Source organism: Nonomuraea sp. KM90 (assembly GCF_052246675.1).
GTDB lineage: Bacteria > Actinomycetota > Actinomycetes > Streptosporangiales > Streptosporangiaceae > Nonomuraea.
Genome location: NZ_JBQQCB010000044.1, coordinates 1 through 26,285 on the forward strand (window position 1 = coordinate 1; position 26,285 = coordinate 26,285).

Here is a 26,285-nt window from a genome sequence, read left to right on the forward strand (position 1 = left end):
GGTTACGGCGGTTATGGCGGGAAGGAAACACCCGGTTACATTCCGAACCCGGAAGTTAAGCTTCTCAGCGCCGATGGTACTGCACTCGGGAGGGTGTGGGAGAGTAGGTCACCGCCGGACAATCTTTATAGAAAGAGCCCCGATCGGCTATGATCGGGGCTCTTTTTATTTCCCCATGCATAGGGTGTTTTCCGGGCATGACGCAGTTTCGGTGGCGTCGGTCAGAGTACGCCGTCACCCTGGATGAATGACGGCGTCACCCCCTTCAGAGCCGACCTCCGGATCGGCACGACATAAACACCGGCGTTCGCGGCTCCTCACCTGGATGGTTGTCCCGGTTTCGCTCACTTTGTTGGCCGCCGGGGCGGCGGACGTCATGGCGGACGCGTTGGGGATGCCGGGCACGCTGCTGATGTTTCTGGACGAGCAGGACAGCCTGATCAGCATCTCCCTGGGGAGCGTCGGGTTGCTCGTCGCAGGTGCGCTGGCTGCGTCGCATCGCCGACGCCGGCGTCCCACTTCGGCCAGGATGCCGCCGCCGCACGGATCGTCGCTCGCCGGATGCGGTTCCGGCCCTGCGAAGGCTCCCGGTGGCGCGGGTGATCCTGAGCGGCCCCATGTGCCCTCCCCGCTGGCCGCCCCCACGCCGGACGCGCCCCCGCTGGCGGGTGGCGTCGATCCGAGACCGACTGACGAGCCTGGCCAGGTGGTCGGTGCGTCTGGTGAGTCGCCGGAGTTCGACTCTCCGTCGGGGTCCGACCCGCGAACGGGGTCCGACCCGCGAAGGGGAACGGGCGCCCAAGCGGAATCCGACTCGCGAGCGGGATCCGGCACCGGATCAGGGATGGGTGCACAAGCGGGGTCCGACGCTCGCGCCGGGTCCGAGGCGCGTGCGGGGTCCGAGGCGCGTGCGGGGTCCGACGCCTGTGCGGACGCCGACACTGCGGGGAGCGACGCCCACGCGGAGTCTGACGCTCGTGCAGAGTCCGGCCCTCGTGCGGGGTCTGGCGGGCGGGGGCGGACTGGCGCGTCGTCGGGGTCCGAGCCCCGAGTGGGGGCCGACGCGGGTGCGGGGGCAGACGTCCCTGCGGGTGCCGGGGCCTCGGGGGATGGGCGGGCGGCGGGCCGTGGGTCAGCTGTAGTCGCAGGGGATATGGAACGTTCCATTGCTGTGGGTGGGGATAACGCCGGGGTGGCGATGACCGGGGACGGGGCGACCGCCGTGACCGTCGGTCATGTGGACGTCGTCGGTGACGTGCGTCTGCCGCCCCGCCCCCCGGTGCCCACCCGCCCCGTGCAGCTCCCGCCCCGTCCTCCGCGGCTGCTCGGGCGCGACGAGGTGGTGGCGGGGCTGCGGGAGCGTCTCATCGCCGGGCCGGTCGAGCCGTGCGTGGTCGCCGTGTACGGGCTCGGCGGCGTGGGCAAGACCAGCCTCGTCCTCGAGTACGCCCACCGCCACCACCAGGACTACCAGCTCGTCTGGCAACTGCCCGCCGCCGACCCGGCCGTCCTGTCGGCCGCGTTCGCCCGGCTGGCGGCGTTGCTGGGGTTACGGGACATGGTCGACGCCGCAGATCCGGTCGATCAGGTGCATGCCGTGCTCGCCGCCCACGCCGGCCCCTGGCTGCTGATCTTCGACAACGCCCCGGAGGCCGATGCGCTGCGCCCGTACCTCCCTCCGGCGGGACCCGGGCATGTGCTGATCACCAGCCGGTCCGGGAGCTGGCCTCGGGAGCAGGGGCTGGAGCTGCCGGTGCTGGAGCCGGAGCCGGGGGCGGCGCTGGTGCTGGCGCGCTCCGGGCAGGACGACGGCGCCGCCGCCTCCGCCGTGGTGGCCGAGCTGGGCGCGCTGCCGCTGGCGCTGGAGCAGGCCGCCGCGTACATGGCCGAGACCGGCCTGACCCTCTCGGAGTACCTCGACCTGCTGCACGACCAGCGCGCCGAGCTGCTCGCCCAGGGCCAGGCGTGGGGATACCAGGAGCGCGTCACCACCACCTGGCAGCTGTCGTTCAGGAACCTGGCCCGCACCAGCCCCCAGGCGATCGCGCTGCTGCGCGTGCTGGCCTGCTACTCCCACGAGGCGATCCCGTACCACCTGCTGCTCTCGCAGCTCGAACGGTGCAGCCCGCGCGAGTTGCTGGCCGCGGACGTGCGGCGGCAGCGGGCGTACGGGCGGTTGCCGAACCCGCGGCTGTTCCGCGACGTGCGCCCCTGGCTCAGCGCGCTGGGGGTGTTGCAGCGGCTGCCGCGCGACACCATCACGGTCAACGCCGCCGTCGCCGCGCTGCGCGGCCACAGCCTGATCGGCCTTCCGGCGGAGGGGAACCTGTCGGTGCACCGCCTGGTGCAGGCCGTCACTCTCGACCAGCTTCCACCCAACGAGCAGCAGCGCTGGCGCGACGCGGCCGCCGTGCTCCTGGAGTCCGTGCTGCCCGACGACCCCGCCCACGCCGGCACGTGGTCCCGGTACGCCCACTTGCTGCCGCACATCCTGGCCGTGCTCGTCCCGTCCTCGCCCGGGATGGCCAAGACCGCGCAGTATCTCGGGGCGAGCGGCGACTACCGTACGGCGAGGGCGTTGTTCAGGGAGATCAGCGAGGCCCTGACCGCGAGGCTGGGCGCCGAGCATCCCGCCACGCTGACCGCCCGGCACGAGCTGGCCCGGTGGACCGGCGAGCTGGGGGACGCGGAGTCGGCGCGGCGGCAGTACGCGGCCCTGCTGCCCATCCGCGAACACCGGCTCGGCCCCGAGCACCCGATCACGCTGACGATCCGGCACGAGCTGGCGCGGTGGACGGGTGAGCTGGGGGACGCGGTGGCGGCGCGGGACCAGTACGCGGCATTGCTGCCGGTCAGGGAGCGGGTGCAGGGTCCGGAGCACCCCAACACGCTGACCATCCGGCACGAGCTGGCGCGGTGGACCGGCGAGCTGGGGGACGCGGAGTCGGCGCGGCGGCAGTACGCGGCATTGCTCCCGATCTACGAGCGCGTGCTCGGTCCCGAGCACCCCGACACGCTGACCACCCGCCACAGCCTCGCGCAGTGGACCGGGCGGGCGGGCGATCCGGTGGCCGCCCGGGACCAGTACGCCGCGCTCCTCCCCGTACGCAGCCGCGTGTCCGGACCCGAGCACCCCGACACCCTCATCACCCAGGCCAACCTGGCCCAGTGGACCGGCCAGGCGGGGGACCCGGCGGCGGCCAGGGACCAGTACGCGGCCCTGCTCCCCATCCGCGAGCGGGTCCAAGGCCCGGACCACCCCTCCACCCTGATCAACCGGCACGAGCTGGCCCGGTGGACGGGCGAGCTCGGGGACGCGGTGGCGGCGCGCGATCAGTACGCGGCCCTCCTGGTCGTGCGCGAGCGCGTGTCCGGCCCCGAACACCCCGACACGCTGACCATCCGGCACGAGCTCGCCCGGTGGACGGGTGAGCTGGGGGACGCGGCGGCGGCCCGTGATCAGTACGCGGCCCTGCTGCCCATCCGGGAACGCGTCCAGGGCCCCGATCACCCCGACACCCTGACCGCCCGCGCCAACCTGGCGCAGTGGACCGGCCAGGCGGGGGACCCGGCAGGGGCCCGCGACCACTGCGCCGCGCTGCTGCCGGTCCGGGAACGCGTCCTCGGCCCCCAGCACCCCGCCACCCTGATCACCCGCCACGAGCTGGCCCGGTGGACCGGCGAGCTGGGCGACGCGGTGGCGGCCAGGGCCCAGTACGCCGAGCTCCTCGTCCGCCGCGAGCGCGCCTCCGGCCACGAGCACCCGGACACCCTCACCACCCGGCACAACCTCGCCTTCTGGACCGGCCAGGCCGGGGACCCGGCGGCGGCCCGCGACCAGTGCGCGATGCTGCTGCCGGTCAGGGAACGGGTGCTCGGCCCCGAACACCCGGACACACTGATCACCCGGCACAACCTCGCGTACTGGACCGGCCAGGCCGGTGACGCGGTGGCGGCGCGCGCCGAGTACGCGGCGCTGCTGCCGGTCAGGGAGCGGGTGCTCGGGCCCGAACACCCCGACACGCTGACGATCCGGCACGAGCTGGCCCGGTGGACGGGTGAGCTGGGGGACCCGGTGGCGGCCAGGGACGCGTACGCCGCCCTGCTGCCCCTGCGCGAGCGCGCCTCCGGCCGCGAGCACCCCGACACGCTGACCGCCCGCGCCAACCTCGCGTACTGGACCGGCCGCGCGGGTGACCCGGCGGCGGCCCGCGACCAGTGCGCGGCGCTGCTGCCGGTCCGGGAGCGCGTGCTCGGCCCCGGCCACCCGGCGACCCGCACCACCAGGGAGCAACTCGCCTACTGGGGGGAGCAGGCCCGATGAAGCGGCGGGCGTGGCCGTGATGGAACGGCCCACGGGGCGAGCGGTCCGGCTGTCGTGGAAGGGGGCTAATGGGTGCTGAGCGTGGCCGCCGCGACCACCAGCAACATCGTGCCCGACACGGCCGAGATCCGCCGCGCCGCCTTCGGGGTGCCGGCCAGGGCGCGGCCGGCCCGGGCCGTGGCGACGGCGGCCAGGCCGTAGAGCAGGCCGCAGTTCACGACGTGCAGCAGGCCGAGCGCGGTCAGCTGGACGCCCAGCGGAAGTCCCGTGCCGGGCGCGATGAACTGCGGCATCAGCGACAGGTACAGCAGCAGGCCCTTCGGGTTGAGCAGGGCCGTGAGCATGCTCTGCCGCAACACCCGGCCCGCAGGCTGGGCCGGCGGCTCGGCCGGTGGCGAGCCGGGTGCGGGGCCGGTGCGGCTCCTCAGCGACATCAGCGTCCTGACCGCGAGGAACACCAGGTACGCGGCCCCGGCGTAGCGCATCGCGGGCAGGGCGGCGGGGACGGCGCGCAGCGCGGCGGCCAGCCCGGCGGCGGCCAGGACGGTGTGCACGGCGTAACCGCAGCAGATGCCCGCCACCGCCGTCAGCCCCGTCCGGCGGCCCGCCCCGAGGGAGCGGGCCGTCACGTAGAGCAGGTCGGGGCCGGGGGTGCAGATGAGCAGCAGATCCATGCCCAGGAAGAGCAGCAGGAGCCGGGTGTCCACGACGATGTACCTCCTCCGTGGTGACGGTAGCCGGGGAGGGTTGGCAGGCGATGGTGGATTCGTGCCGACACGGTGGGCTGCGTGGCACGATGTTGCGTCATGGACAGGATTGACCGCAGGATTCTCCAGGAGCTGCAGCGGGACGGGCGGCTCAGCAACACCGAGCTGGCCGACAGGGTGGGGCTCACGCCGTCACCGTGCCTGCGCCGGGTGCGGCAGCTGGAGGAGAGCGGCGTCATCCGCGGCTATCGGGCGCTGCTCGACGGGGGCGCGGTGGGGCGCGGGTTCCAGGCGTTCGTCACGGTGGTGATGCGGTACGAGGACCACGACACGGTGGCGGAGTTCGAGCGGCGGGTGGCGGAGATGCCCGAGGTGGTGGAGGCGCACCGGCTCTTCGGGGATCCGGACTTCCTGCTGCGGATCGCGGTGGCGGATCTGGCGGCCTACGAGCGGTTCTACTCCGAGACGTTGTCCGGGTTGCCCGGGGTGGCGCAGGTGACCTCGCACCTGGCGATGAAAGCCGTGAAGGCGGACACCGGCCTGCCGGTGATCGGCTGAGCTCGCACGGAGGGGTCGAGGGCGCGTACGCCGGTGACGGGGCTGAGGGCCCGCACACGCCGGTGCGGGCCCCGGCGGCTTACTGGGGCAGGACCAGGAGGGCGTCGCCGACGGCGCGCTCGGCGCCGTCGGACGGGCGGTTGACCAGCTTGTTGCCGACCACCATGGCCGTCGAGCCGCCGCCGTCGAAGTTGATCGCCTGCGTCGCGCCCAGCCAGCGCATGAACTGGGCGGCCTCCACGAAGTTCGCCCCGATCGTCACCCCGGGCTGCCGCCCGTCGATGGTGACCAGGATCAGGCTGCCGTTGCGGGTGGTGCCGAGGAGGGTGCGCGGGTGGCGGCGCAGGATCATGTTCATCGAGTCGTGCCCGTCGCGCTTGGCGGTGATCTTCACCCTGCCGTTGCGTACGAGGCCGACGCCGCCCGCGATCACGTTCAGGTCGGGGGTGAGCTTGAGCGCCCGCTTCGTCCGCAGGTCCACGACCTTCGTATCGATCTTGACCGTCCACTCCTGCCAGGCGTGCTCGTTGAGCCAGTCGGAGGCCACGCCGTTGCCGTGCAGCACTCGCATGCCGGCGGTCACCGCGCCGCCCGAGGCGCGCAGGCCCACGACCCTGCCGTTGGCGTCGAGGACGGCGTCGGTCCCGCCGGTGGGCGTCTTGGCTCCGTACTCCTCCGTGTACAGCACCAGCTCGTCCGTCGTCGCGGCCCGGTTGACGCCGTTGACCTCGACCCGCTCGCCGTCCTGCGAGATCGCGGTGATGTCGGTCTTCAGCTCGGTGATCTTGGCGGTGCGGCCCTTGAGCACGACGGCCGAGCGGCCTTCGATGGCCTCGCTCAGCAGCTTGCCGCCGACCACGGACGCGCCCACGGGCTCGCCGCGCAGCGCCTTGTCGGTGTGGATGTTGAAGAAGCCGCCGTTGAGGCCGACGATGGCGTTGCGGGCCTTGGCCATCGACGAGACGGTCTCCCGCTTGGCCACGCTGGTGCCGAGCGAGGCGGCGTACGAGCCGCGGAACGTCTTGACGTCGATCATGAGGACTCTGGCGTCCCACGGGCCGGTGGTCTTGAGACCGTCGTCGCCGAGGTAGTCGACCTTGACCTTCAGGCCCGCGTCCTTGAGCTGCTTCGCCTTCTCCTCGGCCTTCTTCTTGTCCTTGAAGGACCACAGGCCGACGCGGACCATGTACTCGGTCTTGGCGGGGGCGTCGGCGACCGCCGGCCGGACGATCTTCTGCAGGCTGGCGGCCTCGCCGGTCGCCTCCACCTCGGCGACCTTGGTCTCGGCGTTCGGGAGTGTCCCGGTGTCGCGGCCGTTGGGCATCAGGACGGTCACCGTGTAACCGTCGGTGTGCGAGCCCGCCTTCACGTCGTACAGGTCGATGCCCTGCGTCACGGCGGTCATCGTCTTGGTCGGCACGGGCCGGGTGCCCAGCGGGAACTTGGCCGACGGGAACCTCACCGACAGCTGCTCCGCTGTCGCGGGCAGCGCGGTGAGGGTGAGCGCCGCGGCTATGGCCAGGCCGCCGGCGAGGGTGCGTCGAGACATGAACTCTCCAGAGGGCGGAAAAGGGACCGCACCATAGTGGCGAGATCAAGGTCTCCGGGTCAGGGGAACACGCCAAACGAGTAAAGAGGTTACGAGATTGACACCACGAACCGATACCATTCGTATATGACTCGCATCTGCATGTGGTGGCGGCCGACAGACGGCCGCTGAATTCCCATGCGTGGGCCGTCCCCGAGACGGCCCCGGCAAGCGGGGTGGCTCCTCTCCGGGACGGCATGATCCCAAAGGAGAGAGACCTCATGAACGACGTCGTGCTCACGGGTGACCGCCCGACGGGCCGCCTGCATCTCGGCCACTATTTCGGCTCGCTGGCCAACCGGGTGGAGCTGCAGGACCGCTATCCGATGTACGTGCTGATCGCCGACTATCAGGTGATCACCGACCGTGACGTACCTGGCGAGATCCGGCGGCACACCACCGAGCTGCTGCTCGACTATCTCGCGGTCGGCATCGACCCGGCCAAGGTCACGATCTTCCAGCACAGCGCGGTTCCCGAGCTGAACCAGCTCCTGCTGCCGTTCCTGAGCCTGGTGTCGGTGGCCGAGCTGCGGCGCAACCCCACGGTGAAGGACGAGATCGCGCACAGCTCCCAGCAGGCGGTGAGCGGCCTGATGTTCACCTATCCGGTGCACCAGGCGGCCGACATCCTGTTCTGCAAGGGCACGCTGGTGCCCGTGGGCAAGGACCAGCTGCCGCACCTGGAGGTGACGCGGCTGGTCGCGCGGCGCTTCAACGAGCGCTACGGCGCGGTGTTCCCGCTGCCTGACGCCCTGCTGGGGGAGCAACCGCTGCTCAAGGGCCTGGACGGCGGCAAGATGAGCAAGAGCCGGGGCAACGCGATCGCCCTGTCGGCCACCGAGGACGAGACGGCCGCCCTCATCCGCGGGGCCCGCACCGACTCCGACCGGCTGATCACTTTCGACGAGGTACGCAGGCCGGAGGTGGCCAACCTGCTCACGCTGACCGGCCTGTGCCTGGGCCGCCCGCCGCACGAGCTCGCCGACGAGATCGGGGACGGCGGGGCCGCCACGCTCAAGCGCGTGGCGACCGAGGCGGTCAACGAGTTCCTGCGCCCGATCAGGAGGCGCCGGGCCGAGCTGGCCACGGCCGACGTCCGGCAGATCCTGGCCGACGGCAACGCCAGGGCCCGCGAGCGGGCGGTCCTCACGCTCGACGAGGTGAGGGCCGCGATGGGGTTCTAGCCACGGCCAGCTCCGTGGCGGGGGAGCCGAACGGGCGGCGGTGCCGGACCCCGCGGAAGCCGGCCGCCCGCAGCAGGCCCGCCACCTCGCGCAGCGCGCGTACCCTGCCGCCCACGGCGACCAGGTAGTTCAGGTCCAGCAGGCGCAGCAGGGTACGGCTGGCCCGGCCCGGCATGACGCTGTCGGAGAACTGGTCGCCGACCACGATGGTGCCGCCCGGGTTCAGCGCCGCCGCCACGCGCCGGAACAGCTGGGCCGCCTCCTCGTCGGTCAGCCCGTGCACGATGTTGAACAGCATGACGACGTCGTACCCGTCGCCGAGGTCGTCGTCCAGGAACGACCCGGCGCGCAGCGTCAGCCGGGGATGCTCGGCGGCGGCCTCCAGCGCCCGCGGCAGGTCGATCACGGTGGCCCGCAGCCCGGGGTGGCGGCGCAGCAGCTCCACGCTGAACAGGCCGTGCCCGCCCCCCACGTCGAGCACCCGGCGGGCGCCGCGTGGCACGGGGATGGCCCGCGCCGTGGCCGGGGCCTGGCGGCCCGCGACCGCCGCCGTCCACGCCTGGAACGAGCGCGACAGCTCGGGGTCGCTCTCCAGCAGCGCGTAGAACGGCGTGACCGGCGATCCGTCGCGCACCGCCTTCTCCAGCCTGGGCCAGATCACGCAGGCGGTACGCTCCCAGAACTCCAGCCCCGCCACCAGCGACGTCGGTGAGTCGGTCGTGAGCCACAGCCGCGCGGTGCGGGTCAGCCGGTAGCGGCCGCCGCCGGCTCTCAGGTAGCCGAGCCCGGCCAGGGCCCGTAACAGCGCGTCGGCCGCGCGGGGATCGAGCCCGAGCGCGGCGGCCAGCTCGACGCCGGTGGAAGGTCGCCGGCGCAGGGCGTCGAAGACGCCGATCCGGGCCGCCGCGACGACCGCGTGCAGACCCAGGGCGCCGAAGTAGTCGAACATGGGAGGCACGATCGCCAGCCGGTGGGCCGCGGCCTCGAAGGGGTTGAAGAAGAGGGGCACACTAGCGACGGTAGGTCGCGAACTACGCGGACCGCCGGGTCTGATAGACCTTGCGCAGCGTCTCGTGCACGATCCACGTCGTCCTGGCGCCCTCGGCCAGCAGGCAGACGTCCCCCGGGCCGACCTCGATCGTGGTGCCGCCCTCGACGGCGATCGTGGCGCGGCCGGACAGCACGACGAAGATCTCGTCGCTCTCCACGTCGGTCACGACGCCCGGCGTGATCTCCCAGATGCCCCGTCCGTCGCCCAGCTCCAGGGACGACGTGGCGGGATCGCCCGCGACGATCTGCTCGGGAGCGAGCTCGTCGGGGGTCAGCCGTACGTCGTGTACGGGCACGGAGAAGGCCCCCGCGGTGGCGATCATGCGGCCGAGGTCGGCCACGTCGGGCATCAGCACGTCAGACATATCGCCCATTTCAGCACATTAACGGCTCTCCCTGCGGAACGACTCCAGCGCCAGCAGTGCCACGTGCAGGGAGAGGCACGACTCCACGTCGTCGAGGTCGGTGTCGAGGATGCGTTCGAGGCGCCGCAGGCGGTCGTAGAAGGCCGGCCTGGACAGGTGGGCCTTCTGTGCGGCGACGGCCTTGTTGCGCCCGGAGTCCAGGTAGACGCGCAGGATCCGGGTCAGGTCGCCGCCCCGCTGCGCGTCGTGGGCCAGCAGCGGCCCCAGCTCCCGCTCGGCGAACGTCTGTATCCTCGCGTCGTCGCGCAGCAGGTGGAGCAGGCCGCGCAGGCGCAGGTCGGGCAGCCGGTAGAAGGGCCGGCCGTCGGGCTGGCGGACGGCGACGTCGGCCACCTGCTCGGCCTCGAGGAAGCTGCGGCGTACGTCCCTGATGGACTCCACCACCGAGCCCGCCGCCAGCACGAACGCCGAGCCGGGCCGCCACAGCACGCGCAGCCGCTCGGCGAGCGAGGTCAGCGCGGTCTCGGCCTGCGTGCGCGGCGGGAGCGGCAGCAGCACCCCGACCCGCTCCTGGTCGAGCGCGCCCACCAGGGCGGGCAGGCGGGCGTCGCGGCAGGCGGCGGCGGTGGCCTCGGCCAGCTCGCCGAGCTGCGCCTGGCCGTCCAGCGCCTGGTCGATGGGCTCGGTCGGCCTGATCACCACGCTGATCAGCTTGCGCCCGGTGAGCGGCACGCCCACCGCGCGGGCGCGGGCGGCGGCCTCGTCGGGGTCGGAGTAGGCGTGGGTCAGGATGCCGGTGATGATCGTGCCGTGCGCCTGGCGCTCCAGCGACTCCTGGTGGCGCTCCAGCAGGCGGCCCAGGGCCAGCGTGGTGGCGGCGCGCTCGGCCAGCACCATGTCGCGCGGCGACGGCTGCCCGTCGCAGAGCAGGATCAGCCGTCCCCAGTCCTGCCCGCGCGCCCCGACCGTGGTGACCAGCCAGCCCGAGGCCGGGTCGTACGCGGTGCGCTCCGCCGGGGCCACCGCCCGCGACCTGGTCTCCCATCCCGCCAGCAGCGTCCCCGCGTCGCGCCCGGCGGACTCGCAGGCCAGCACCTGGTGCGCGAGGTTCTCCAGCAGCACCGGCCGGCTCGACAGCCGGGCCACCTGGGCCAGCACCTCGGCCGGCGAGGCGCCCTCGACCGACAGCTCGGTGAAGACCTCGTGGAGCTGCTCGGAGGCGCGCAGCTCCTCCAGCTGGATGTCGATGATCCGGGCGTGCACCGACTCGGTGATCTGCACGAACGGTGTCTCCCGGGTCAGCACGACGACCGGCAGGCCGTGCTCCTCGGCAGACTTGACCACGGCCCGCGGCAGCTCGCGGACGAACCTGCGGCCCAGCTCCACGATCAGCCCCGAGGCGCCCACGGAGGAGAGCTCGCCGATGTAGTCGGCGAGCTTCTCCGGGTCCTCGGGCAGGGCGACCCCCGTGGTGAGCACCAGCTCCCCGCCGCGCAGCAGGTGGGCGATGTCGGCTATCTCGCCGACGTGCACCCACCGCACCTTGGTGTCGAGCCGGTCGGCGCCCGCGACCACGCGCGGGCCGCCCCGGCGCACGGTCTCAAGAGCGAGGACATCGGCGATGGTGGGCAACACGGGGCAGAGCCTAGCCGATCAGCCTGTAAGAACGGCCATAGGTGAATTTACACTTTGCCCCCATTGTCATGGGTTGAGATCCTCTTCGCGGTATTCCCGCCGGGGTTCGCGTACGCGCAGCTCAACGCGGCGAATCTTGCCGGAGATCGTCTTCGGCAACTCGTCGAACTCCAGCCGCCGCACCCGCTTGTACGGGGCCAGCTCCCGCCGGCAGTGCTCGAAGATCGACCGCGCGGTCGACTCGTCCGGCTCGAACCCCGGGGCGAGCGTCACGTACGCCTTCGGCACGGCCAGGCGTACCGGGTCGGGGGCGGGCACCACGGCCGCCTCGGTCACGGCGGGGTGCTCCAGCAGGACGCTCTCCAGCTCGAACGGCGAGATGCGGTAGTCGGAGGCCTTGAAGACGTCGTCGGTGCGGCCCACGTAGGTGATGTAGCCGTCCGCGTCTCGGGTGGCGACGTCGCCCGTGTGGTAGAAGCCGCCGCGCATGGCCTCCGACGATCCACCGACATATCCGGACATGAGGCCGAGGGGGCGGCGGCCGTCCAGCGGCAGGCAGATCTCTCCGTCGTCGCCCTGGTCACCGGAGACGGGGTCGATCAGCACGACCTCGTAGCCGGGCAGCGGCCGCCCCATGGACCCGGGCCGGACCGGCTCGTCGGGGGCGTTGCCGATCTGCGCGGTGGTCTCGGTCTGGCCGTACCCGTCCCTGATCGTCAGGCCCCACGCCTTGGCGACCTGGTCGATGATCTCGGGGTTGAGCGGCTCGCCGGCGGCCACGGCCGTACGCAGGGGCAGCTTCCACGCGGCCAGGTCCTCCTGGATGAGCATCCGCCACACGGTCGGCGGGGCGCAGAACGTGGTCACCCGCTCGTCGCGCAGCACCTCCAGCAGCGCGGGCGCGGAGAAGCGCTGGTAGTCGTGGATCAGCACGGTCGCCCCGGCGTTCCAGGGGGCGAACACGTTGCTCCAGGCGTGCTTGGCCCACCCGGGCGAGGACACGTTGAGGTGCACGTCGCCCGGCCTGACCCCGATCCAGAACATCGTCGACAGGTGCCCGGCCGGGTAGGAGGCGTGGGTGTGCTCGACCAGCTTCGGCTGCGAGGTGGTGCCGGAGGTGAAGTAGAGCAGCAGCGTGTCGTCCGCGCGGGTCGGCCCGTCGGGGGTGAAGCTCTCCTGGGCCTCGTACGCCTCGTGGTACGGCAGCCAGTTGTAGGCGTCACCCACGCCGATCCGGGTGTATTCGCCGGCCCCGAACTTGCCGGCGTCGGCGGCGTTGGCGATCACGTGGGAGACGCCGCCGCGCTCGATCCGCTCGGTGATGTCCTTGGCGGTCAGCAGCGTGGTGGCCGGGATGACGACCGCGCCCAGCTTCATCGCGGCCAGCAGCGACTCCCACAGCTCGGCCTGGTTGCCCAGCATGAGCAGGATCCGGTCGCCCCGGCGCACCCCCTGCTCGTGCAGCCAGTTGGCGACCTGGTTGGAGCGGGCCGACAGCCGGGCGAAGGTGTAGGTGGCGCCGCTCGCGCCGACGATCTTGAGAGCGACGGCGTCGGGGGTCTCGGCGGCCAGCACCCCGTCGAACCAGTCGAGCGCCCAGTTGAACTCGGTCAGCTCCGGCCAGCGGAAGTCGCTGCGGGCGGTGGCGGGATCGGCCCCGAGCAGGAAGTCGCGGGCGGCACGGAAATCGCTCATGCCTGGGATCCTGCTACGTCGCCAGCCGCCGCTCAAGGCCGTCGAGCATCGACAGCAGGCCGAAGTCGAAGGCCATGGCGCGGACGGCCTGCGGATCCTCGTAGCCGGCCATGTTCACGCTCTCCAGCATGTCGGGGTAGTCGGCGGCGGCCTGGGCGACCGCCGCCCGCATCTCTTCGGGGTCGTATTCCCGGTTGCCGGTCGTGGTCTTCCAGGCGATCTCGGGAATCGTCATGCCGAAGACGTAGGCCGTCAGGGTGGCGATGGCGAAGTCGGTGTCCAGCCCGGTGAATCCGGCGCGCTTGAACATCCTGCGCATCTCGTTGGCGACGTGCAACGCGTTCGGGCCGAGCGCGGGCAACCGGCCGATGAGGCCGGCCGCCCACGGGTGGCTCAGGATGGCCTGGCGCATGCTGTAGGCCAGCGTGGTGGCGGACGCGCGCCAGCCCACCTCGTCGGGGTCCTGCACGGTCATATCCGCCCACACCTCGTCGTAGAGCAGCTCCAGCAACTCGTCCTTGTTGGCGACGTACCAGTAGAGGCTGGTGGCCCCTGCCTGCAGCTTCGCGCCCAGCTTGCGCATGCTCAGCCCGGACGGGCCCTCCTCGTCCAGCAGTTCGAGCGCGGCCCGGACGATCTCCTCCCGGCTGCGGCCCGGGCTGGTGGCCTTGCGGGACTCGCGGAGCCACACCGAGGAGAACGCCTTACTGCTCATACCCCAAGGATAAATCCCCTCGCACACTGTACGAGTGTTGTCGTACGCTGTGCGAGTGAACTCGAACACTGTACGAGACCCCCGCCGCTGGTGGATCCTCGTCGTCCTCTGCCTGGCGCTCCTGGTGCTGGTCATCGACAACACCGTGCTCAACCTGGCCATCCCCTCCCTGAGCCGGGAGATGGGCGCGACCCCCTCGGACATCCAGTGGATCATTGACGCCTACGTGCTGGCCTTCGCCGGCCTGCTGCTCACCTCGGGCAGCCTGTCCGACAAGTACGGCCGGCGCCTCTTCCTGATCATCGGCCTGGCCTTCTTCGGCGGCGCGTCGCTGCTCGCCGTCGTCGTCACCGAGCCCTGGCAGCTCATCGCCGCCCGCGGCCTGATGGGCATCGGCGGCGCGCTGCTCATGCCGTCCACGCTGTCGATCCTGATGACCGTGTTCGACGAGAGCGAGCGGCGCAAGGCCATGGCGGCCTGGAGCGCCGTGGCCCTGGTCGGCATGGTGTCGGGCCCGACCCTGGGCGGCTTCATGCTGGAGCACTACTGGTGGGGCTCGGTCTTCCTGCTGAACATCCCCGTGGCGGCGGTCGCCATCGTGGCCGCCGTCGTGCTCATGCCCGAGACCCGCAGCACCGGGCGGAGGATCGACCCGGTGGGCGTGGTGCTGTCGATCATTGGCCTGACCGCGGGCGTCTACGTGATCATCGAGCGGGAGTGGAACATCCCGGTCATCGCGCTGGCGGTCGTCGCGCTGGCCGCGTTCGTGGTCTGGGAGCGCCGGCGGGAGGAGCCGATGTTGCCGCTCCACCTGTTCGCCAACCGGAACTTCAGCGGCGCGTCCTTCTCGATCCTGCTCATGTCGTTCGGCGCCGGTGCCGTGATGCTGATGCTGACCCAGTACCTGCAGTTCGTGCTGGGCTACGGGGAGATGCAGGCCGGGCTGGCCATGCTGCCCTACGCCGTGGCGGCCGCGATCTTCAACGGCGTGGGCGCCGGACTCGGGCAGAAGCTCAGCAACCGGGTGCTGATCGGCGCCGGGCTGCTGCTCATGGCCGGGGGCTTCGTCGTCATGGCCATGACCACCGGCTACCTGCCGCTGCTCGTCGGTCTCGTGATCATGGGCATCGGCGGGGGCCTGGCCGGACCGTCCGCCTACGCCTCGCTCATGGGCGCCATCCCGGTGGACCACGCCGGCGTCGGCTCCGCGCTGAACGACACCGTCCAGCAGGTCGGCATGGCGCTCAGCATCGCGATCCTGGGCAGCGTCCTGGCCGGGAAGTACACCTCGGAGATGCCCGCCGACCTGCCCGCGGCCGCCAGGGAGTCGATCGGCGCCGCGCACCCGCTGGGCCTGGCCGAGGTGGCCAACGAGGCCTTCACCTCCGCCATGCACCTCGGCTCGTGGGTCGGGGCCGCGTTCTGCGTGGCCGCCGCGTTGCTCGCCGTCACCGTGCTGCGTCCGGCCAAGCCCGCCGCGGCCCCCGAACCCGTGCAGGTCTAGCGGACACGGGGTTCCTTCATGCTCTCAAGGCTGTCCAGCTTGTGGGTGCGCTCGTCGTGGCCGATCTGCCGGAGCAGGTCGGCCACCGAGCGGTAGCGGCCGTACTCGGCGGCGTACGTGCCGGGGTCGGGCACCAGGTCCAGGTCCGGGTTCTCGGCCACGAAGGTCATGTATTCATGCTCGGCGTGGTCCTCGAACTCCGCGTTGAGCCGGTAGCTCCAGTCCGGCCTGACCAGGAACAGCACCCAGGACACGTGGTAGTAGAAGAACGCGATCAGCCACGGCGCCGCCTTGTGCAGCAACCACGTCTGTCTCTGCCCGGTGCGCTGCACCAGGTCCTGCATGATCAGCAGGTGCCACTGCTCGTTGTCCTGGTCGGCGCGGGCCTCCACGATCCGCTCGAAGATCCTCCTGGCCAGCCCGGAGCGCCCCGCGTGCCGGTGGACGGCCCAGTAGCCCATCCGTTCCCACGCCTGGTACGGCACCCGGGCGATGATCTCCAGCATGGCGAACTTCGTGTACGACCCCTTCACGCCGTACATGAGGTCGACCGGCTTGAACATCATCTTGGCCAGGAGGCTGTAGTCCATGCGCGGGGTGGCCAGGGTGTCCCGCTGGGCCTGGAGGAGCTGGGCCCGGTCGAGCTTCGGCGGGCCGGACGGGGCTTCGGGGCGGTGGTCGGCGATGACGGTCATCTCTGTCTCCTTCGTTCCTCGGATGTACCGATCGTCGGTGACAGAGGGGCCTCCGGTCGTCGGCCGCCAGGGGTCTTTTCCGGTGATTCCGGCGGTGTACTGGGCACGGGATGCGTACGTCTGGAGGCGGACGGGTAATCCCCTAGGGGATATTCCAGTATGTAAGGCAACGGGCCGCCCTTCCGACAGGTTGTAGGTAGGAGCGGCATGGCGGGAAAAGGGATACTCGGTAGCATGTCGGAGCTTCTCGCGCGCCACCGGGCAGTGATGCCCAACTGGCTGGCCCTCAACTACACCGAGCCCATCGAGATCGTCAGCGGAAAGGGCAACCGCGTCGTCGACGCGGACGGCAAGAGTTACCTCGACTTCTTCGCCGGGATCCTGACCAACATGATCGGCTACGACGTGCCCGAGGTGCGCGAGGCCGTCGAGCGCCAGCTCGCCACCGGGGTGGTGCACACCAGCACCGTCTACCTGCTGCGCGGCCAGATCGAGCTGGCCGAGAAGATCGCGCGGCTCTCCGGCATCCCCGACGCCAAGGTGTTCTTCACCAACTCCGGCACCGAGGCCAACGAGACGGCGCTGCTGCTGGCCACGTACGCGCGCAAGAGCGACCAGGTGCTGGCCATGCGCCAGAGCTACCACGGGCGCAGCTTCGGCGCGATCAGCGTGACCTCCAACCGCTCCTGGAAGAACAACTCGCTCTCCCCGCTCAACGTGCACTTCCTGCACGGCGCCGACCGGCACCTGACCCAGTTCAAGGGCCTGTCGGACGCCGACTACGTCCAGGCGTGCGTGGACGACCTGCGCCACGTGCTGGCCACGACCGTGTCCGACGACGTGGCGGCGCTGATCGCCGAGCCGATCCAGGGCGTGGGCGGGTTCACGATGCCCCCCGACGGGCTGTTCGCCGCGTACAAGGAGGTGCTCGACGAGCAGGGCATCCTGTTCATCTCCGACGAGGTGCAGACGGGGTGGGGCCGGACCGGCAGCGCGTTCTTCGGCATCCAGAACCACGGCGTGACCCCCGACATGATCACGTTCGCCAAGGGCCTCGGGAACGGCTTCGCGGTCGGCGGCATCGTGGCGCGCGGCGACCTGATGGACGGCCCGCACGCCGTGGGCCTGTCCACGTTCGGCGGCAACCCGATCTCCATGGCCGCGGCCAACGCCACCCTCGACTACGTGCTCGACCACGACCTCCAGGCCAACGCCGCCCGTACCGGTGAGATCATCATCGGCGGCCTCAAGGCCGCGGCCGGGCGCCTGCCCGTCGTCAAGGACGTGCGCGGCAAGGGCCTGATGTTCGCCGTCGAGCTGGAGAGCCCCGCCCAGGCCGCCCGCTTCATGGAGCTGACCAAGCAGGCGGGCCTGCTGGCGGGCAAGGGCGGCCTGTACGGCACCGCCATCCGCATGGCCCCGCCCCTCACCCTCACGGTGGACGAGGCCACCGAGGGCCTCGGCATCATCGTCACCGCCCTCGAAACCATCAACGCAGAGGCAGCAGCTCAGTGAAGTCGGTCAAGCACTGGATCAACGGAGCCCTCGCGGACGGCGACCCCGCACGTACCGCCGAGCTCTACAACCCGGCCACCGGCGAGGTCAGCGGCCACGTCGCGCTGGCCTCGGCCGCGGACGTGGACGCCGCCGTGGCGGCGGCCGTCGCGGCCTTCCCCGCCTGGCGGGACGCGTCGCTGGTCAAGCGGGCACAGGTGCTGTTCCGCTTCCGCGAGCTCATGTACGCCCACCGCGACGAGCTGGCTGCGCTGATCTCCGCCGAGCACGGCAAGGTGCACTCCGACGCGCTCGGCGAGGTGGCCCGCGGGCTGGAGGTCGTGGAGTTCGCCTGCGGGATCCCGCACCTGCTCAAGGGCGGCTACTCCGAGGGCGTCTCGACCCGGGTGGACTCCTACTCGATGCGCCAGCCGCTGGGCGTCGTGGCCGGGATCACGCCGTTCAACTTCCCGGCCATGGTGCCGATGTGGATGTACCCGATCGCGATCGCGTGCGGGAACGCGTTCGTGCTCAAGCCGTCGGAGAAGGACCCGTCGGCCTCGCTGCTCATGGCGCGGCTCTGGCAGGAGGCCGGGCTGCCCGACGGCGTGTTCAACGTGGTGCAGGGCGACAAGGTGAGCGTGGACCGGCTGCTGGAGCACCCGGACGTGCGCGCGGTGTCGTTCGTCGGCTCCACCCCGATCGCGCAGTACGTCTACGAGACCGGCACCGCCCACGGCAAGCGCGTCCAGGCGCTCGGCGGCGCCAAGAACCACATGCTCGTCCTGCCCGACGCCGACCTCGACCTGGTGGCCGACTCGGCCGTGTCGGCGGGCTTCGGCTCGGCGGGGGAGCGGTGCATGGCGATCTCCGTCGTGCTGGCCGTGGACCCGATCGGCGACGAGCTCGTCCAGAAGATCGTCGAGCGGGTGGACAAGCTGGTGATCGGCCCCGGCGACGACCCGAAGTCCGAGATGGGGCCGCTGGTCACCGGGCCGCACCGCGACAAGGTGGCCTCCTACCTCGACCTCGGCGTCGAGGAGGGCGCCAAGCTGGTCGTGGACGGCCGCGAGACGGAGGTGCTGGGCGGCGGCAAGGCGTCGGAGGCGCCCGGCTTCTGGCTCGGCCCGACCGTGCTCGACCACGTGCCCGTCGGGTCGCGTACGCACACCGACGAGATCTTCGGCCCCGTGCTGTCGATCGTGCGCGTCTCCTCGTACGAGGAGGGCCTGGAAGTGATCAACGGTGGCCTGTACGGCAACGGCACCGCGATCTTCACCAACGACGGCGGCGCGGCCAGGCGCTTCCAGAACGAGGTCGAGGTCGGCATGATCGGCATCAACGTGCCCATCCCGGTGCCGATGGCCTTCTACAGCTTCGGCGGCTGGAAGTCCTCCCTGTTCGGTGACACGCACGTGCACGGCACCGAGGGCGTGCACTTCTACACCCGGGGCAAGGTCGTCACCTCCCGCTGGCTGGACCCCTCGCACGGCGGCGTGAACCTGGGCTTCCCCACCAACAGGTGAGCGGCGATCGCGGCGCCGGGAGGGACTGGCGTCCCTCCCGGCTCTGTCCCCGGTAAGCTCCAGCACACGGACAAGGGGGGACTTGGTGAATCGTCGTCGTGCTTTTGCCCTGGCGCTCGCCGCATCGGCGCTGGTCTCCGGCATGGGCGCGGCCCGTCCCACACCCTCGCCCTCGCCCTCGCCCTCGCCCTCGCCCTCGCCCTCGCCCTCGCCCTCGGCTTCGCCCACTCCCACCCCGAGCCCGAGCGCCACGCAGAGCGACGGCACGCTGCAGATCCTCACCTACCGCGGCTACGCCGAATACGGCGGCACCAGCCCCAAGGCCAACTGGGTGGGCTCGTTCGAGAAGGAGACCGGCTGCCGGATCGCCCGGATCGACACCGTGCAGACCGCCGACGAGATGGCCGCCAGGGTCGGCCAGCGCCCCTACGACGTGATCACCGCCGGGCCCGTGCTGGCCGCCGGCCTGATCGAGGCCAAGCAGGTGCAGGCCATCGACCCGGCCAAGGTGAGCGGCTACGACGACCTCGACGAGCGCTTCCGCGACATGGCCACGGTGTCGGGCAAGGTCTACGGGGTGCCCTACCTGTGGGCCTACGACGAGTTCGTCTACGACTCGGCCAAGGTCAGAGGCGGCGGGCTGGGGCAGGCGTTCGCCTCCGACCGGGTGGCGCTCAGGGACAGCCCGCTGACGATCGCCGACGCGGCGCTGGCCGAGGGCTCGGCGAAGGACCCGTACGAGCTGAGCGAGACCGAGCTCGGCAAGGCGATGACGCTGCTGGAGCGCAACAAGGACCGCACCTACTGGCGCAACCCGGTCGACCTGGTCAAGGGCTTCGCCACCGGGTCGCTCGACTACGCCCAGATGACCCCCTACCATCGCCTGCTCCTGCAGACGGCCGGCAAGCCGGTCAAGGTGATCGAGACGCGTAAGACCACCGGGTGGGTCGACTCCTGGATGCTCGGCGCGAACGTCCCCGACACCACCTGCGCCTACCGGTGGCTCAACTGGGTGACCGAGCCGGACGCGCAGCGCGACGCGGCCGCGTGGGTGGGCATGGCGCCCGCCAACGACAAGGCGTGCAAGGGGCGGGCCAGGACGATGTGCGAGACCTATGGGGTGGGCGACGACAAGCGGCTCGACCGCGTCGTGTTCGCTGTGCGGCCGCCCGGGGGTTGCGGCGCGGAGGACGGGGAATGCACTGACTACGCCGCATGGACAGAACGGTGGCGCGAGCTCGCCAAGTGAGTGGGAGCCGCCGATCCCCACGTGACCGTGCCGCGGACCCGCCCCTTCCCCCCGCTGGGCGCGGCCCGTCAGAGGCGCCCCGGGCCTTCCCCCCCCGTCCCGGGGCGTCTCGCTATCGAGACGGGAAGGCCACCACGGTGGCCATGGGAGCGGGGATGAGCGCTTCGGCGCAGTCGCCGCAGGCCAGCACGGGCGAGTCGTCGGGCAGGCGGCCCACGCGCACGCGCGGGCGCGGCCACCTCTTGTGGCAGACGACGCAGGCGTCGCCGTCGCGCTGGGCCCAGGTCAGGCCCTCAGGGTCGAACGTCAACATGTTCCGCGCCGTTCTGGTCGGACCCCAGTTCATCACGCTCCCAGCAGCCATCGCCCCTCCGTATGTCGGAACCGTTATAACCCTGACCGAGGCCGTGAGCGTCTAGCTGAGCGTCAAGTCAGGGTGAATTCTCTACCCGAGTGGCACCTGTTACACCGCAAAACGGGCATCCAGCCGCAAGCTGGATGCCCGTTTCGTAGGGGTTCGTCTAGAGCTCGGCGATCGCCTTCTCCAGGATGCCCAGGCCCTCCTCGAGCAGGTGCTCGGGGATGACGAGCGGGGGCAGGAAGCGCAGCACGTTGCCGTACGTGCCCGCCGTCAGCACCAGCAGGCCCTCGGCGTGGCAGCGCTTGACGATCTCCTGGACGGCGGTCGGGTTCGGCTCCTTGGTGCCGGGCTCGACCAGCTCGATCGCGATCATCGCGCCCCGCCCGCGCACGTCCCCGACCACGTCGAAGCGCTCCTTGAGCGCCTCCAGCCGGGGGAGCATGATCTCGCCGATCCGCCGGGCCCTGGCGACCAGGTCCTCCGACTCGATGGTCTCCAGCACGCCGAGCGCGGCCTCGCAGGCGAGGGGGTTGCCGCCGTACGTGCCGCCCAGGCCGCCGACGTGCACCTTGTCCATGATCTCGGCCCGCCCGGTCACCGCGGCCAGCGGCAGGCCGCCCGCGATGCCCTTGGCGGTGGTGATGATGTCCGGCACGACGCCCTCGTCCTCGCACGCGAACAGCGTCCCGGTACGCGCGAAGCCCGTCTGCACCTCGTCGGCCACGAACACGATCCCGTTGGCCCGGCAGAACTCGGCGATCCGCGGCAGGAACCCCCTGGCCGGCACGATGAACCCGCCCTCGCCCGCGATCGGCTCGATCACCACGGCGGCCACGTTCTGCGCGCCGATCTGCTTGGTGATCATGTCGATGGCCTGCTCGGCGGCCTCCTCCGCGCAGTTCTCCGGGCCGCTCGGCCAGCGGAACGGGTAGGCCAGCGGCACCCGGTACACCTCCGGCGCGAACGGGCCGAACCCCTGCTTGTACGGCATGTTCTTGGCCGTCAGCGTCATCGTGAGCAGCGTGCGGCCGTGGTAGCCGTGGTCGAACACCACGACGCCCTGCCTGCCGGTGGCGTGCCGGGCGATCTTGACGGCGTTCTCCACGGCCTCGGCGCCCGAGTTCACCAGGAACGTACGCTTCTCGTGGTCGCCCGGGGTGAGCTCGTTGAGCTTCTCGCACACCTCCACGTACGACTCGTACGGGGTGACCATGAAACAGGTGTGGGTGAAGTCGGCGACCTGCTTCCGGACGCGCTCGACGACCTTCGGGGCGGCGTTGCCCACGTTCGTCACCGCGATGCCGGAGCCGAAGTCGATCAGCGAGTTCCCGTCGGCGTCCTGCACCACGCCGCCGCCGGCGCGGGTGACGAAGACCGGCAGGGTCGTGCCGATGCCGGGCGGGACGGCGGCCTGCTTGCGGGCCAGCAGCTCCTGGGACTTGGGGCCTGGGATCGCGGTCATGACGCGCCGCTCCTGGGGAATGGTCATGGCTCTGACGCTACGGCGGGCTCTCACCAGGACCGATACGTCGATATGTCACACTAGGAGTGCTCGTCTTTGCCGGAATGGACAAAACTCGCATGCCGCCTTCCCTGCAGATCGTCGTCCGCCGCATGAACCTGCGGCCGGTGGCCGGGACGTCGGGCCAGGGGGTGCTCGACGCGCCGGTGCGCTGGGTGGCGGTCAGCGAGCTCGCGGACCCGACACCTTACCTGGAGGGCGGGGAGCTGCTGCTCACCACCGGCCTGCGGATGGAGGGCGACCTGACGGGTTACGTGGCCCGCCTGGTGACCCGCGGCGTGGCCGGGCTCGGCTTCGGCGTCGGCGTCTCGCACGAGGAGGTGCCGCCCGCCCTCGTCACGGCCGCCGAGGAGGCCGGGCTGCCGCTGCTGGAGGTGCCGCGTGAGACGCCGTTCATCGCGGTCGGCAAGACGGTCAGCGAGCTGCTGGCGGCCGAGCAGTACGAGGAGATCAGCCGCGCCTTCGCCGCCCAGGGCCGCCTGACGCGGGCGGCGCTGCGGCCGGACGGCCTGCACGCGGTCATCGACCGGCTGGCCAAGGAGGTCGGCGGCTGGGCCGCGCTGCTGGCGGAGTCGGGCGAGGTCCGGCACGCCACGAGCGGGGCCAGGACCGACGAGGTCGCCGGGGAGCTGTCCCGCCGCCGCGGCCGCCTCCCGGCCCCCACCGCCTCCCGCCCGTCCGATCCGGGCCCGCCCGCCACCCCCGAGGCCGAAGAGACCGGCGACGGGGTGCACGCGGGCACCGGCGGGCCCCGTGGAGCGGGTGGCGGAGTGCAGGCCGGCCGTGCGGGTGGCGAGCGGATGCCGGCCAGCCTGGCGCTGTCCGGGCCCGGTGAGCACATCGTGGTGCAGCCGCTGGGCGGCGGGGGGCGGCCGCGCGGGTTCTTCGCCGTCGGCGCCGGGCACGCCTTCTCGCCCGTCACCCACACCGTGATCAACGCCGCCGGCTCCCTGCTGACGCTGGCCATGGCCCAGGGCAGGACCCAGCTGGCCGCCGAACGCCGCGTCCGCACCGCCGTGCTGGAGCTGCTGCTGGCGGGGGAGGAGGCGCGGGCCCGCGACGTGCTGCGGCCGCTCGGCGGGCGGCTGCCGGAGGAGCCGCTGGTGGTCCTGGCGGCCGGCCCCGACGCCCTGGAGGCATTGGAGCCGCACACGTTCGCGGCCCTGGCCGGCGACGGGGACGGGGTGGGGCGGACGGCCGTCGCGATCGTGGCCGGGTCCGCGGCCGAGGAGGCGGCGATGAGCGCGGAGGCGCCCGTGGGTCTCAGCCTGCCTGCCGGATACGCCGCCACCTCCCTGCACAACGCGCTCGACCAGGCCAGACGCGCCCTGGAGGCGGCCCGCAGCGGTGCGGCCCGTCGCAGTGAGGGGCCGGGGGACGGCGAGGAGCCCGAGGCCGGGCCGCGCGGGATCACCGGGCCGGCCGTTCCGGGGATGGTCGTCAGGTTCGGGGAGCTGGCGGGGCAGGGCCTGCTCGGCCTGCTCGACCCGGCCGCCGCCCAGGCGTTCTCGGCCGCGATCCTGGCCCCGCTCAACGCGTACGGCTCCCGGGCCGACCTGGTGGAGTCGCTGCGCGCGTACCTGGAGGGGAACGGCCACTGGGACGCGGCGGCGCAGCGGCTGGGCGTGCACCGGCACACCCTGCGCTATCGCATGAGACGCGTCGCGGACCTGCTCGGCCGCGACCTCGACGACCCGGGTGTGCGCGCGGAGCTGTGGCTGGCCCTGGAAGTGGCCCGCCGGCCCGTTACTTCTGCTTGTCCACCAGATAGCAGCAGATGATCGCGGTCGTGACCGCCTCGTAGGTGCGGCCGTCGCGCAGGTGCCCGGCGCGTTCCAAGCTGATCGCGCCCTGCGCCGCCGACCACAGAGCGTCCGCGATCTTGCGGGGCTGCGTGGGGATCAGGTAACCGGCCGAGATGCAGTCGGCGATGACCCGGTCGAGGATGTTGAGCGCGGCGCGGGCCAGCGTCCTGGCGCGCTCGCTCGGCTCGAAGCCGGGGATCGCCCGCTCGAACATCAGGCTGTAGTAGCCCGGCTCGGCCAGGCACGCCTGCCGGTAGGCGGGGCCGAGCGCGGTCAGGTGCTCGAACGGGTTGCGCCGCTGGGGCACGGCCTCCAGAAAGCGGCGGAAGCGCTCGAACCCCTCCAGGTAGAGCGCCTCCGCCAGGCCCTCCCGGTTGCCGAACATCGTGTAGATGACGGTCGTCGTGCAGCCCGCCTCGGCGGCGATCCTGCGCATGGTGAGGCTGTCGGGCCCGTCCGTCCGGAGCAGGTTGACCGCCACGTCCAGGAGGCGGGAGCGGAGTTCGTCGTGGCTGGCGCGCTCACCGAGGAGGTAGGCGCCCTGCAGTCCCAGCGGCGCCGAGGTCATGAGACCTCCCTGGTGGCCAAGGACCAGCTATGCGTCCTTGTGACCTCACGTTGTTCGGTCACGGGGCCCACGCCTTTCTGATCGGGGGCCCGCCGCGCTGGAGACCCGCACCGATGACTTAGCCATAGCGGAGATCGCTCAAACCACTCCGCATGGTAAACATCCCGAATTGGGTCTACTTCTGTTACATCATGGGTATACAACGGGGCTTGTACTTAACGGTGAGCCCTCGTGGGAGTCTTGTGCATCGTGGTGTAAATCCCCGATGTACGCCTTGGCATAACGTCGTGGGTATGGACGTGCGTACCTTCTGGCTGGCCGGCCGCGCCGCGACCGGGGACACCGAGCTCACTGTCACCAACCCGCATGACGGCCGCGAGGTCGGCCGGCATTCCGTGCCTACCGACGCCCAGGTCGAGGAGGCCGTGGCGGCCGCGCACGCGGTGGCCAGGGAGGCCGCCGCGCTGCCCGTGCACGTACGGGCCGAGGCCCTGGCGCACGTCTCGCGCCGCCTCGCCGAACGGGCCGACGAGATCGCCCACCTGATCACGGCCGAGAACGGCAAGCCGATCGTCTGGGCGCGCGGGGAGGTCGGGCGGGCCGTGGCCACGTTCCGCTTCGCCGCCGAGGAGGCCCGCCGCTGGTCGGGCGGCGTGCAGCGGCTCGACACCGAGCCGGCGGCGGCCGGGCGCCTGGCGTACGTTTCGCGCGTCCCCCACGGTCCCGTGCTGGCGATCACCCCGTTCAACTTCCCGCTGAACCTCGTCGCACACAAGGTCGCCCCGGCCATCGCCGTCGGCGCCCCGGTCATCGTCAAGCCCGCCCCCGCCACCCCGCTGTCCTCGCTGCTCCTGGGCGAGATCCTGGCCGAGACGGACCTGCCGGCCGGCATGTTCTCGGTCCTGCCGATCGAGAACGACCGCGCGTCCGGCCTGGTGCTTGATCCGCGGCTCCCGGTCGTGTCATTCACCGGCTCGGCGCCCGTCGGCTACGCCATCGCCGACCAGGTGCCGCGCAAGCACGTGACCCTGGAGCTGGGCGGCAACGCGGCCGCGGTCGTGCTGGCCGACGCCGACCTCGACTGGGCGGCCCAGCGCATCGCCCTCTACTCCAACTACCAGGCCGGCCAGAGCTGCATCGCCGTGCAGCGGGTCATCGTCGAGCGGCCGGTCTACGACGCGTTCGTCGAGCGGCTCCTCCCGGCGGTGGACGGCCTCGTCACCGGCGACCCCGCCGACGAGAAGACCCAGGTGGGCCCGCTGGTCTCGGAGGCCGCGGCCGAGCGGGTCGAGCAGTGGGTCCAGGAGGCGGTCGCCGCCGGGGCCCAGGTGCTGGCGGGCGGCACCAGGGAGGGCGCCACGCTCGCCCCGACGGTGCTGGCCGACGTCCCGCACGACGCCAAGGTCGCCTGCGAGGAGGTCTTCGGGCCCGTCATGATCCTCCAGCCGGCCGCCTCGGTCGACGAGGCGTACGCGATGGTCAACGACTCGAAGTACGGGCTGCAGGCCGGGGTGTTCACGCGCTCGCTGGACGCCGCCTTCCGGGCGAACCGGGAGCTGGAGGTGGGCGGCGTGATCATCGGCGACGTGCCTTCGTACCGGGCGGACCAGATGCCCTACGGCGGGGTGAAGGACTCGGGGGTCGGGCGCGAGGGGCTGCACTCGGCCATGGAGGACTACACGTACGAGAAGGTCATGGTCCTGACGGGGCTGACGCTCTGACCTCTGGCGATGGGGCCCG

At 71.7% G+C, this 26,285-nt stretch carries 20 protein-coding genes and 1 rRNA gene; 10 read left to right on the forward strand and 11 right to left on the reverse strand.

Annotated features, from left to right (window positions below):
- Positions 1 to 3: 3 nt before the first annotated feature.
- Positions 4 to 120 (forward strand): 5S ribosomal RNA (gene rrf, locus ACTWPW_RS33235).
- 1,078 nt (positions 121 to 1,198) lie between these two features.
- A complete protein-coding gene (locus ACTWPW_RS33240) occupies positions 1,199 to 4,324 on the forward strand; it encodes a tetratricopeptide repeat protein (RefSeq protein ID WP_443170960.1) in 3,126 nt (1,041 codons plus the stop codon).
- Between the two features lie 65 nt (positions 4,325 to 4,389).
- Here ACTWPW_RS33240 and ACTWPW_RS33245 read toward each other — a convergent pair whose 3' ends face one another.
- Positions 4,390 to 5,031 carry a LysE family translocator gene (locus ACTWPW_RS33245; protein ID WP_375119371.1) on the reverse strand — a complete coding sequence of 214 codons (642 nt, stop codon included), beginning with the start codon at positions 5,029 to 5,031 and terminating at the stop codon, positions 4,390 to 4,392.
- A 99-nt stretch (positions 5,032 to 5,130) separates the two neighbouring features.
- On the opposite strand from ACTWPW_RS33245, the gene ACTWPW_RS33250 reads away from it, so the two are divergent.
- A complete protein-coding gene (locus ACTWPW_RS33250; RefSeq protein WP_375119370.1) occupies positions 5,131 to 5,589 on the forward strand; it encodes an Lrp/AsnC family transcriptional regulator in 459 nt (152 codons plus the stop codon).
- 79 nt (positions 5,590 to 5,668) lie between these two features.
- On the opposite strand, the gene ACTWPW_RS33255 is transcribed toward ACTWPW_RS33250, so the two are convergent.
- Complete coding sequence (locus tag ACTWPW_RS33255) at positions 5,669 to 7,138, reverse strand: phosphodiester glycosidase family protein (RefSeq protein WP_443170917.1); 1,470 nt, start codon at positions 7,136 to 7,138, stop codon at positions 5,669 to 5,671.
- Between the two features lie 260 nt (positions 7,139 to 7,398).
- Between ACTWPW_RS33255 and trpS the strand changes: the two genes are divergently transcribed.
- Positions 7,399 to 8,361, forward strand: a complete 963-nt coding sequence (gene trpS / locus ACTWPW_RS33260) for a tryptophan--tRNA ligase (protein ID WP_375119368.1) — start codon at positions 7,399 to 7,401, stop codon at positions 8,359 to 8,361.
- On the opposite strand, the gene ACTWPW_RS33265 is transcribed toward trpS, so the two are convergent.
- The 5 genes from ACTWPW_RS33265 to ACTWPW_RS33285 form a co-directional block, all read right to left on the reverse strand.
- Positions 8,324 to 9,370 (reverse strand): methyltransferase, encoded by a 1,047-nt coding sequence (locus tag ACTWPW_RS33265; protein ID WP_443170918.1) that lies wholly within the window; start codon positions 9,368 to 9,370, stop codon positions 8,324 to 8,326. The genes trpS and ACTWPW_RS33265 overlap by 38 nt on opposite strands.
- A gap of 22 nt (positions 9,371 to 9,392) precedes the next feature.
- A complete protein-coding gene (locus ACTWPW_RS33270) occupies positions 9,393 to 9,776 on the reverse strand; it encodes a cupin domain-containing protein (protein WP_364131748.1) in 384 nt (127 codons plus the stop codon).
- An 18-nt stretch (positions 9,777 to 9,794) separates the two neighbouring features.
- Positions 9,795 to 11,411, reverse strand: coding sequence for a PucR family transcriptional regulator (locus tag ACTWPW_RS33275; RefSeq protein ID WP_375119366.1), 1,617 nt, complete (start codon positions 11,409 to 11,411; stop codon positions 9,795 to 9,797).
- A gap of 66 nt (positions 11,412 to 11,477) precedes the next feature.
- Complete coding sequence (locus ACTWPW_RS33280; RefSeq protein ID WP_443170919.1) at positions 11,478 to 13,106, reverse strand: AMP-binding protein; 1,629 nt, start codon at positions 13,104 to 13,106, stop codon at positions 11,478 to 11,480.
- Positions 13,107 to 13,119: 13 nt separating this feature from the next.
- Complete coding sequence (locus ACTWPW_RS33285) at positions 13,120 to 13,821, reverse strand: TetR/AcrR family transcriptional regulator C-terminal domain-containing protein (protein ID WP_443170920.1); 702 nt, start codon at positions 13,819 to 13,821, stop codon at positions 13,120 to 13,122.
- A 55-nt stretch (positions 13,822 to 13,876) separates the two neighbouring features.
- On the opposite strand from ACTWPW_RS33285, the gene ACTWPW_RS33290 reads away from it, so the two are divergent.
- Entirely contained in the window at positions 13,877 to 15,325 is a 1,449-nt protein-coding gene (locus ACTWPW_RS33290; RefSeq protein ID WP_443170921.1) for an MFS transporter, read from the forward strand.
- Here ACTWPW_RS33290 and ACTWPW_RS33295 read toward each other — a convergent pair.
- Positions 15,322 to 16,020: an alternative oxidase gene (locus tag ACTWPW_RS33295; RefSeq protein ID WP_375115673.1), complete on the reverse strand. Its 699-nt coding sequence runs from the start codon at positions 16,018 to 16,020 to the stop codon at positions 15,322 to 15,324. The two genes, ACTWPW_RS33290 and ACTWPW_RS33295, sit on opposite strands and share 4 nt — an antisense overlap.
- Before the next feature lie 234 nt (positions 16,021 to 16,254).
- Here ACTWPW_RS33295 and ACTWPW_RS33300 point away from each other — a divergent pair, with 234 nt between their 5' ends.
- The 3 genes from ACTWPW_RS33300 (at position 16,255) to ACTWPW_RS33310 (ending at position 20,289) form a co-directional block, all read left to right on the forward strand.
- Positions 16,255 to 17,535, forward strand: coding sequence for an aspartate aminotransferase family protein (locus ACTWPW_RS33300; protein WP_375115674.1), 1,281 nt, complete (start codon positions 16,255 to 16,257; stop codon positions 17,533 to 17,535).
- Positions 17,532 to 19,040, forward strand: a complete 1,509-nt coding sequence (locus ACTWPW_RS33305) for a CoA-acylating methylmalonate-semialdehyde dehydrogenase (protein WP_375115675.1) — start codon at positions 17,532 to 17,534, stop codon at positions 19,038 to 19,040. The genes ACTWPW_RS33300 and ACTWPW_RS33305 overlap by 4 nt, the downstream gene beginning before the upstream one ends.
- An 85-nt stretch (positions 19,041 to 19,125) precedes the next feature.
- Positions 19,126 to 20,289, forward strand: a complete 1,164-nt coding sequence (locus ACTWPW_RS33310) for an extracellular solute-binding protein (protein ID WP_443170922.1) — start codon at positions 19,126 to 19,128, stop codon at positions 20,287 to 20,289.
- Between the two features lie 112 nt (positions 20,290 to 20,401).
- On the opposite strand, the gene ACTWPW_RS33315 is transcribed toward ACTWPW_RS33310, so the two are convergent.
- A complete protein-coding gene (locus ACTWPW_RS33315) occupies positions 20,402 to 20,602 on the reverse strand; it encodes a hypothetical protein (RefSeq protein ID WP_443170923.1) in 201 nt (66 codons plus the stop codon).
- A 208-nt stretch (positions 20,603 to 20,810) separates the two neighbouring features.
- A complete protein-coding gene (gabT, locus tag ACTWPW_RS33320) occupies positions 20,811 to 22,139 on the reverse strand; it encodes a 4-aminobutyrate--2-oxoglutarate transaminase (protein WP_443170924.1) in 1,329 nt (442 codons plus the stop codon).
- A gap of 92 nt (positions 22,140 to 22,231) precedes the next feature.
- Here gabT and ACTWPW_RS33325 point away from each other — a divergent pair, with 92 nt between their 5' ends.
- The gene (locus ACTWPW_RS33325) at positions 22,232 to 23,953 is read left to right on the forward strand and encodes a PucR family transcriptional regulator (RefSeq protein WP_443170925.1); all 1,722 of its coding nucleotides are present in this window, start codon (positions 22,232 to 22,234) and stop codon (positions 23,951 to 23,953) included.
- Here ACTWPW_RS33325 and ACTWPW_RS33330 read toward each other — a convergent pair.
- Positions 23,919 to 24,545 (reverse strand): TetR/AcrR family transcriptional regulator, encoded by a 627-nt coding sequence (locus tag ACTWPW_RS33330; RefSeq protein WP_364131778.1) that lies wholly within the window; start codon positions 24,543 to 24,545, stop codon positions 23,919 to 23,921. The two genes, ACTWPW_RS33325 and ACTWPW_RS33330, sit on opposite strands and share 35 nt — an antisense overlap.
- Before the next feature lie 293 nt (positions 24,546 to 24,838).
- Here ACTWPW_RS33330 and ACTWPW_RS33335 point away from each other — a divergent pair, with 293 nt between their 5' ends.
- Positions 24,839 to 26,266 carry an aldehyde dehydrogenase family protein gene (locus ACTWPW_RS33335; RefSeq protein ID WP_443170926.1) on the forward strand — a complete coding sequence of 476 codons (1,428 nt, stop codon included), beginning with the start codon at positions 24,839 to 24,841 and terminating at the stop codon, positions 26,264 to 26,266.
- The last annotated feature ends 19 nt before the right edge of the window (positions 26,267 to 26,285 follow it).

Bases quoted from the DNA above. Each gene is read 5' to 3' on its own strand.
- ACTWPW_RS33280 (WP_443170919.1), bottom strand. From the start codon at position 13,106: ATGAGCGATTTCCGTGCCGCCCGCGACTTCCTGCTCGGGGCCGATCCC.
- ACTWPW_RS33325 (WP_443170925.1), top strand. From the start codon at position 22,232: ATGCCGCCTTCCCTGCAGATCGTCGTCCGCCGCATGAACCTGCGGCCG.
- ACTWPW_RS33240 (WP_443170960.1), top strand. From the start codon at position 1,199: ATGACCGGGGACGGGGCGACCGCCGTGACCGTCGGTCATGTGGACGTC.
- ACTWPW_RS33270 (WP_364131748.1), bottom strand. From the start codon at position 9,776: ATGTCTGACGTGCTGATGCCCGACGTGGCCGACCTCGGCCGCATGATC.
- ACTWPW_RS33255 (WP_443170917.1), bottom strand. From the start codon at position 7,138: ATGTCTCGACGCACCCTCGCCGGCGGCCTGGCCATAGCCGCGGCGCTC.
- ACTWPW_RS33285 (WP_443170920.1), bottom strand. From the start codon at position 13,821: ATGAGCAGTAAGGCGTTCTCCTCGGTGTGGCTCCGCGAGTCCCGCAAG.
- ACTWPW_RS33330 (WP_364131778.1), bottom strand. From the start codon at position 24,545: ATGACCTCGGCGCCGCTGGGACTGCAGGGCGCCTACCTCCTCGGTGAG.
- ACTWPW_RS33335 (WP_443170926.1), top strand. From the start codon at position 24,839: ATGGACGTGCGTACCTTCTGGCTGGCCGGCCGCGCCGCGACCGGGGAC.
- gabT (WP_443170924.1), bottom strand. From the start codon at position 22,139: ATGACCATTCCCCAGGAGCGGCGCGTCATGACCGCGATCCCAGGCCCC.
- ACTWPW_RS33250 (WP_375119370.1), top strand. From the start codon at position 5,131: ATGGACAGGATTGACCGCAGGATTCTCCAGGAGCTGCAGCGGGACGGG.
- ACTWPW_RS33315 (WP_443170923.1), bottom strand. From the start codon at position 20,602: ATGTTGACGTTCGACCCTGAGGGCCTGACCTGGGCCCAGCGCGACGGC.
- ACTWPW_RS33295 (WP_375115673.1), bottom strand. From the start codon at position 16,020: ATGACCGTCATCGCCGACCACCGCCCCGAAGCCCCGTCCGGCCCGCCG.
- trpS (WP_375119368.1), top strand. From the start codon at position 7,399: ATGAACGACGTCGTGCTCACGGGTGACCGCCCGACGGGCCGCCTGCAT.
- ACTWPW_RS33300 (WP_375115674.1), top strand. From the start codon at position 16,255: ATGTCGGAGCTTCTCGCGCGCCACCGGGCAGTGATGCCCAACTGGCTG.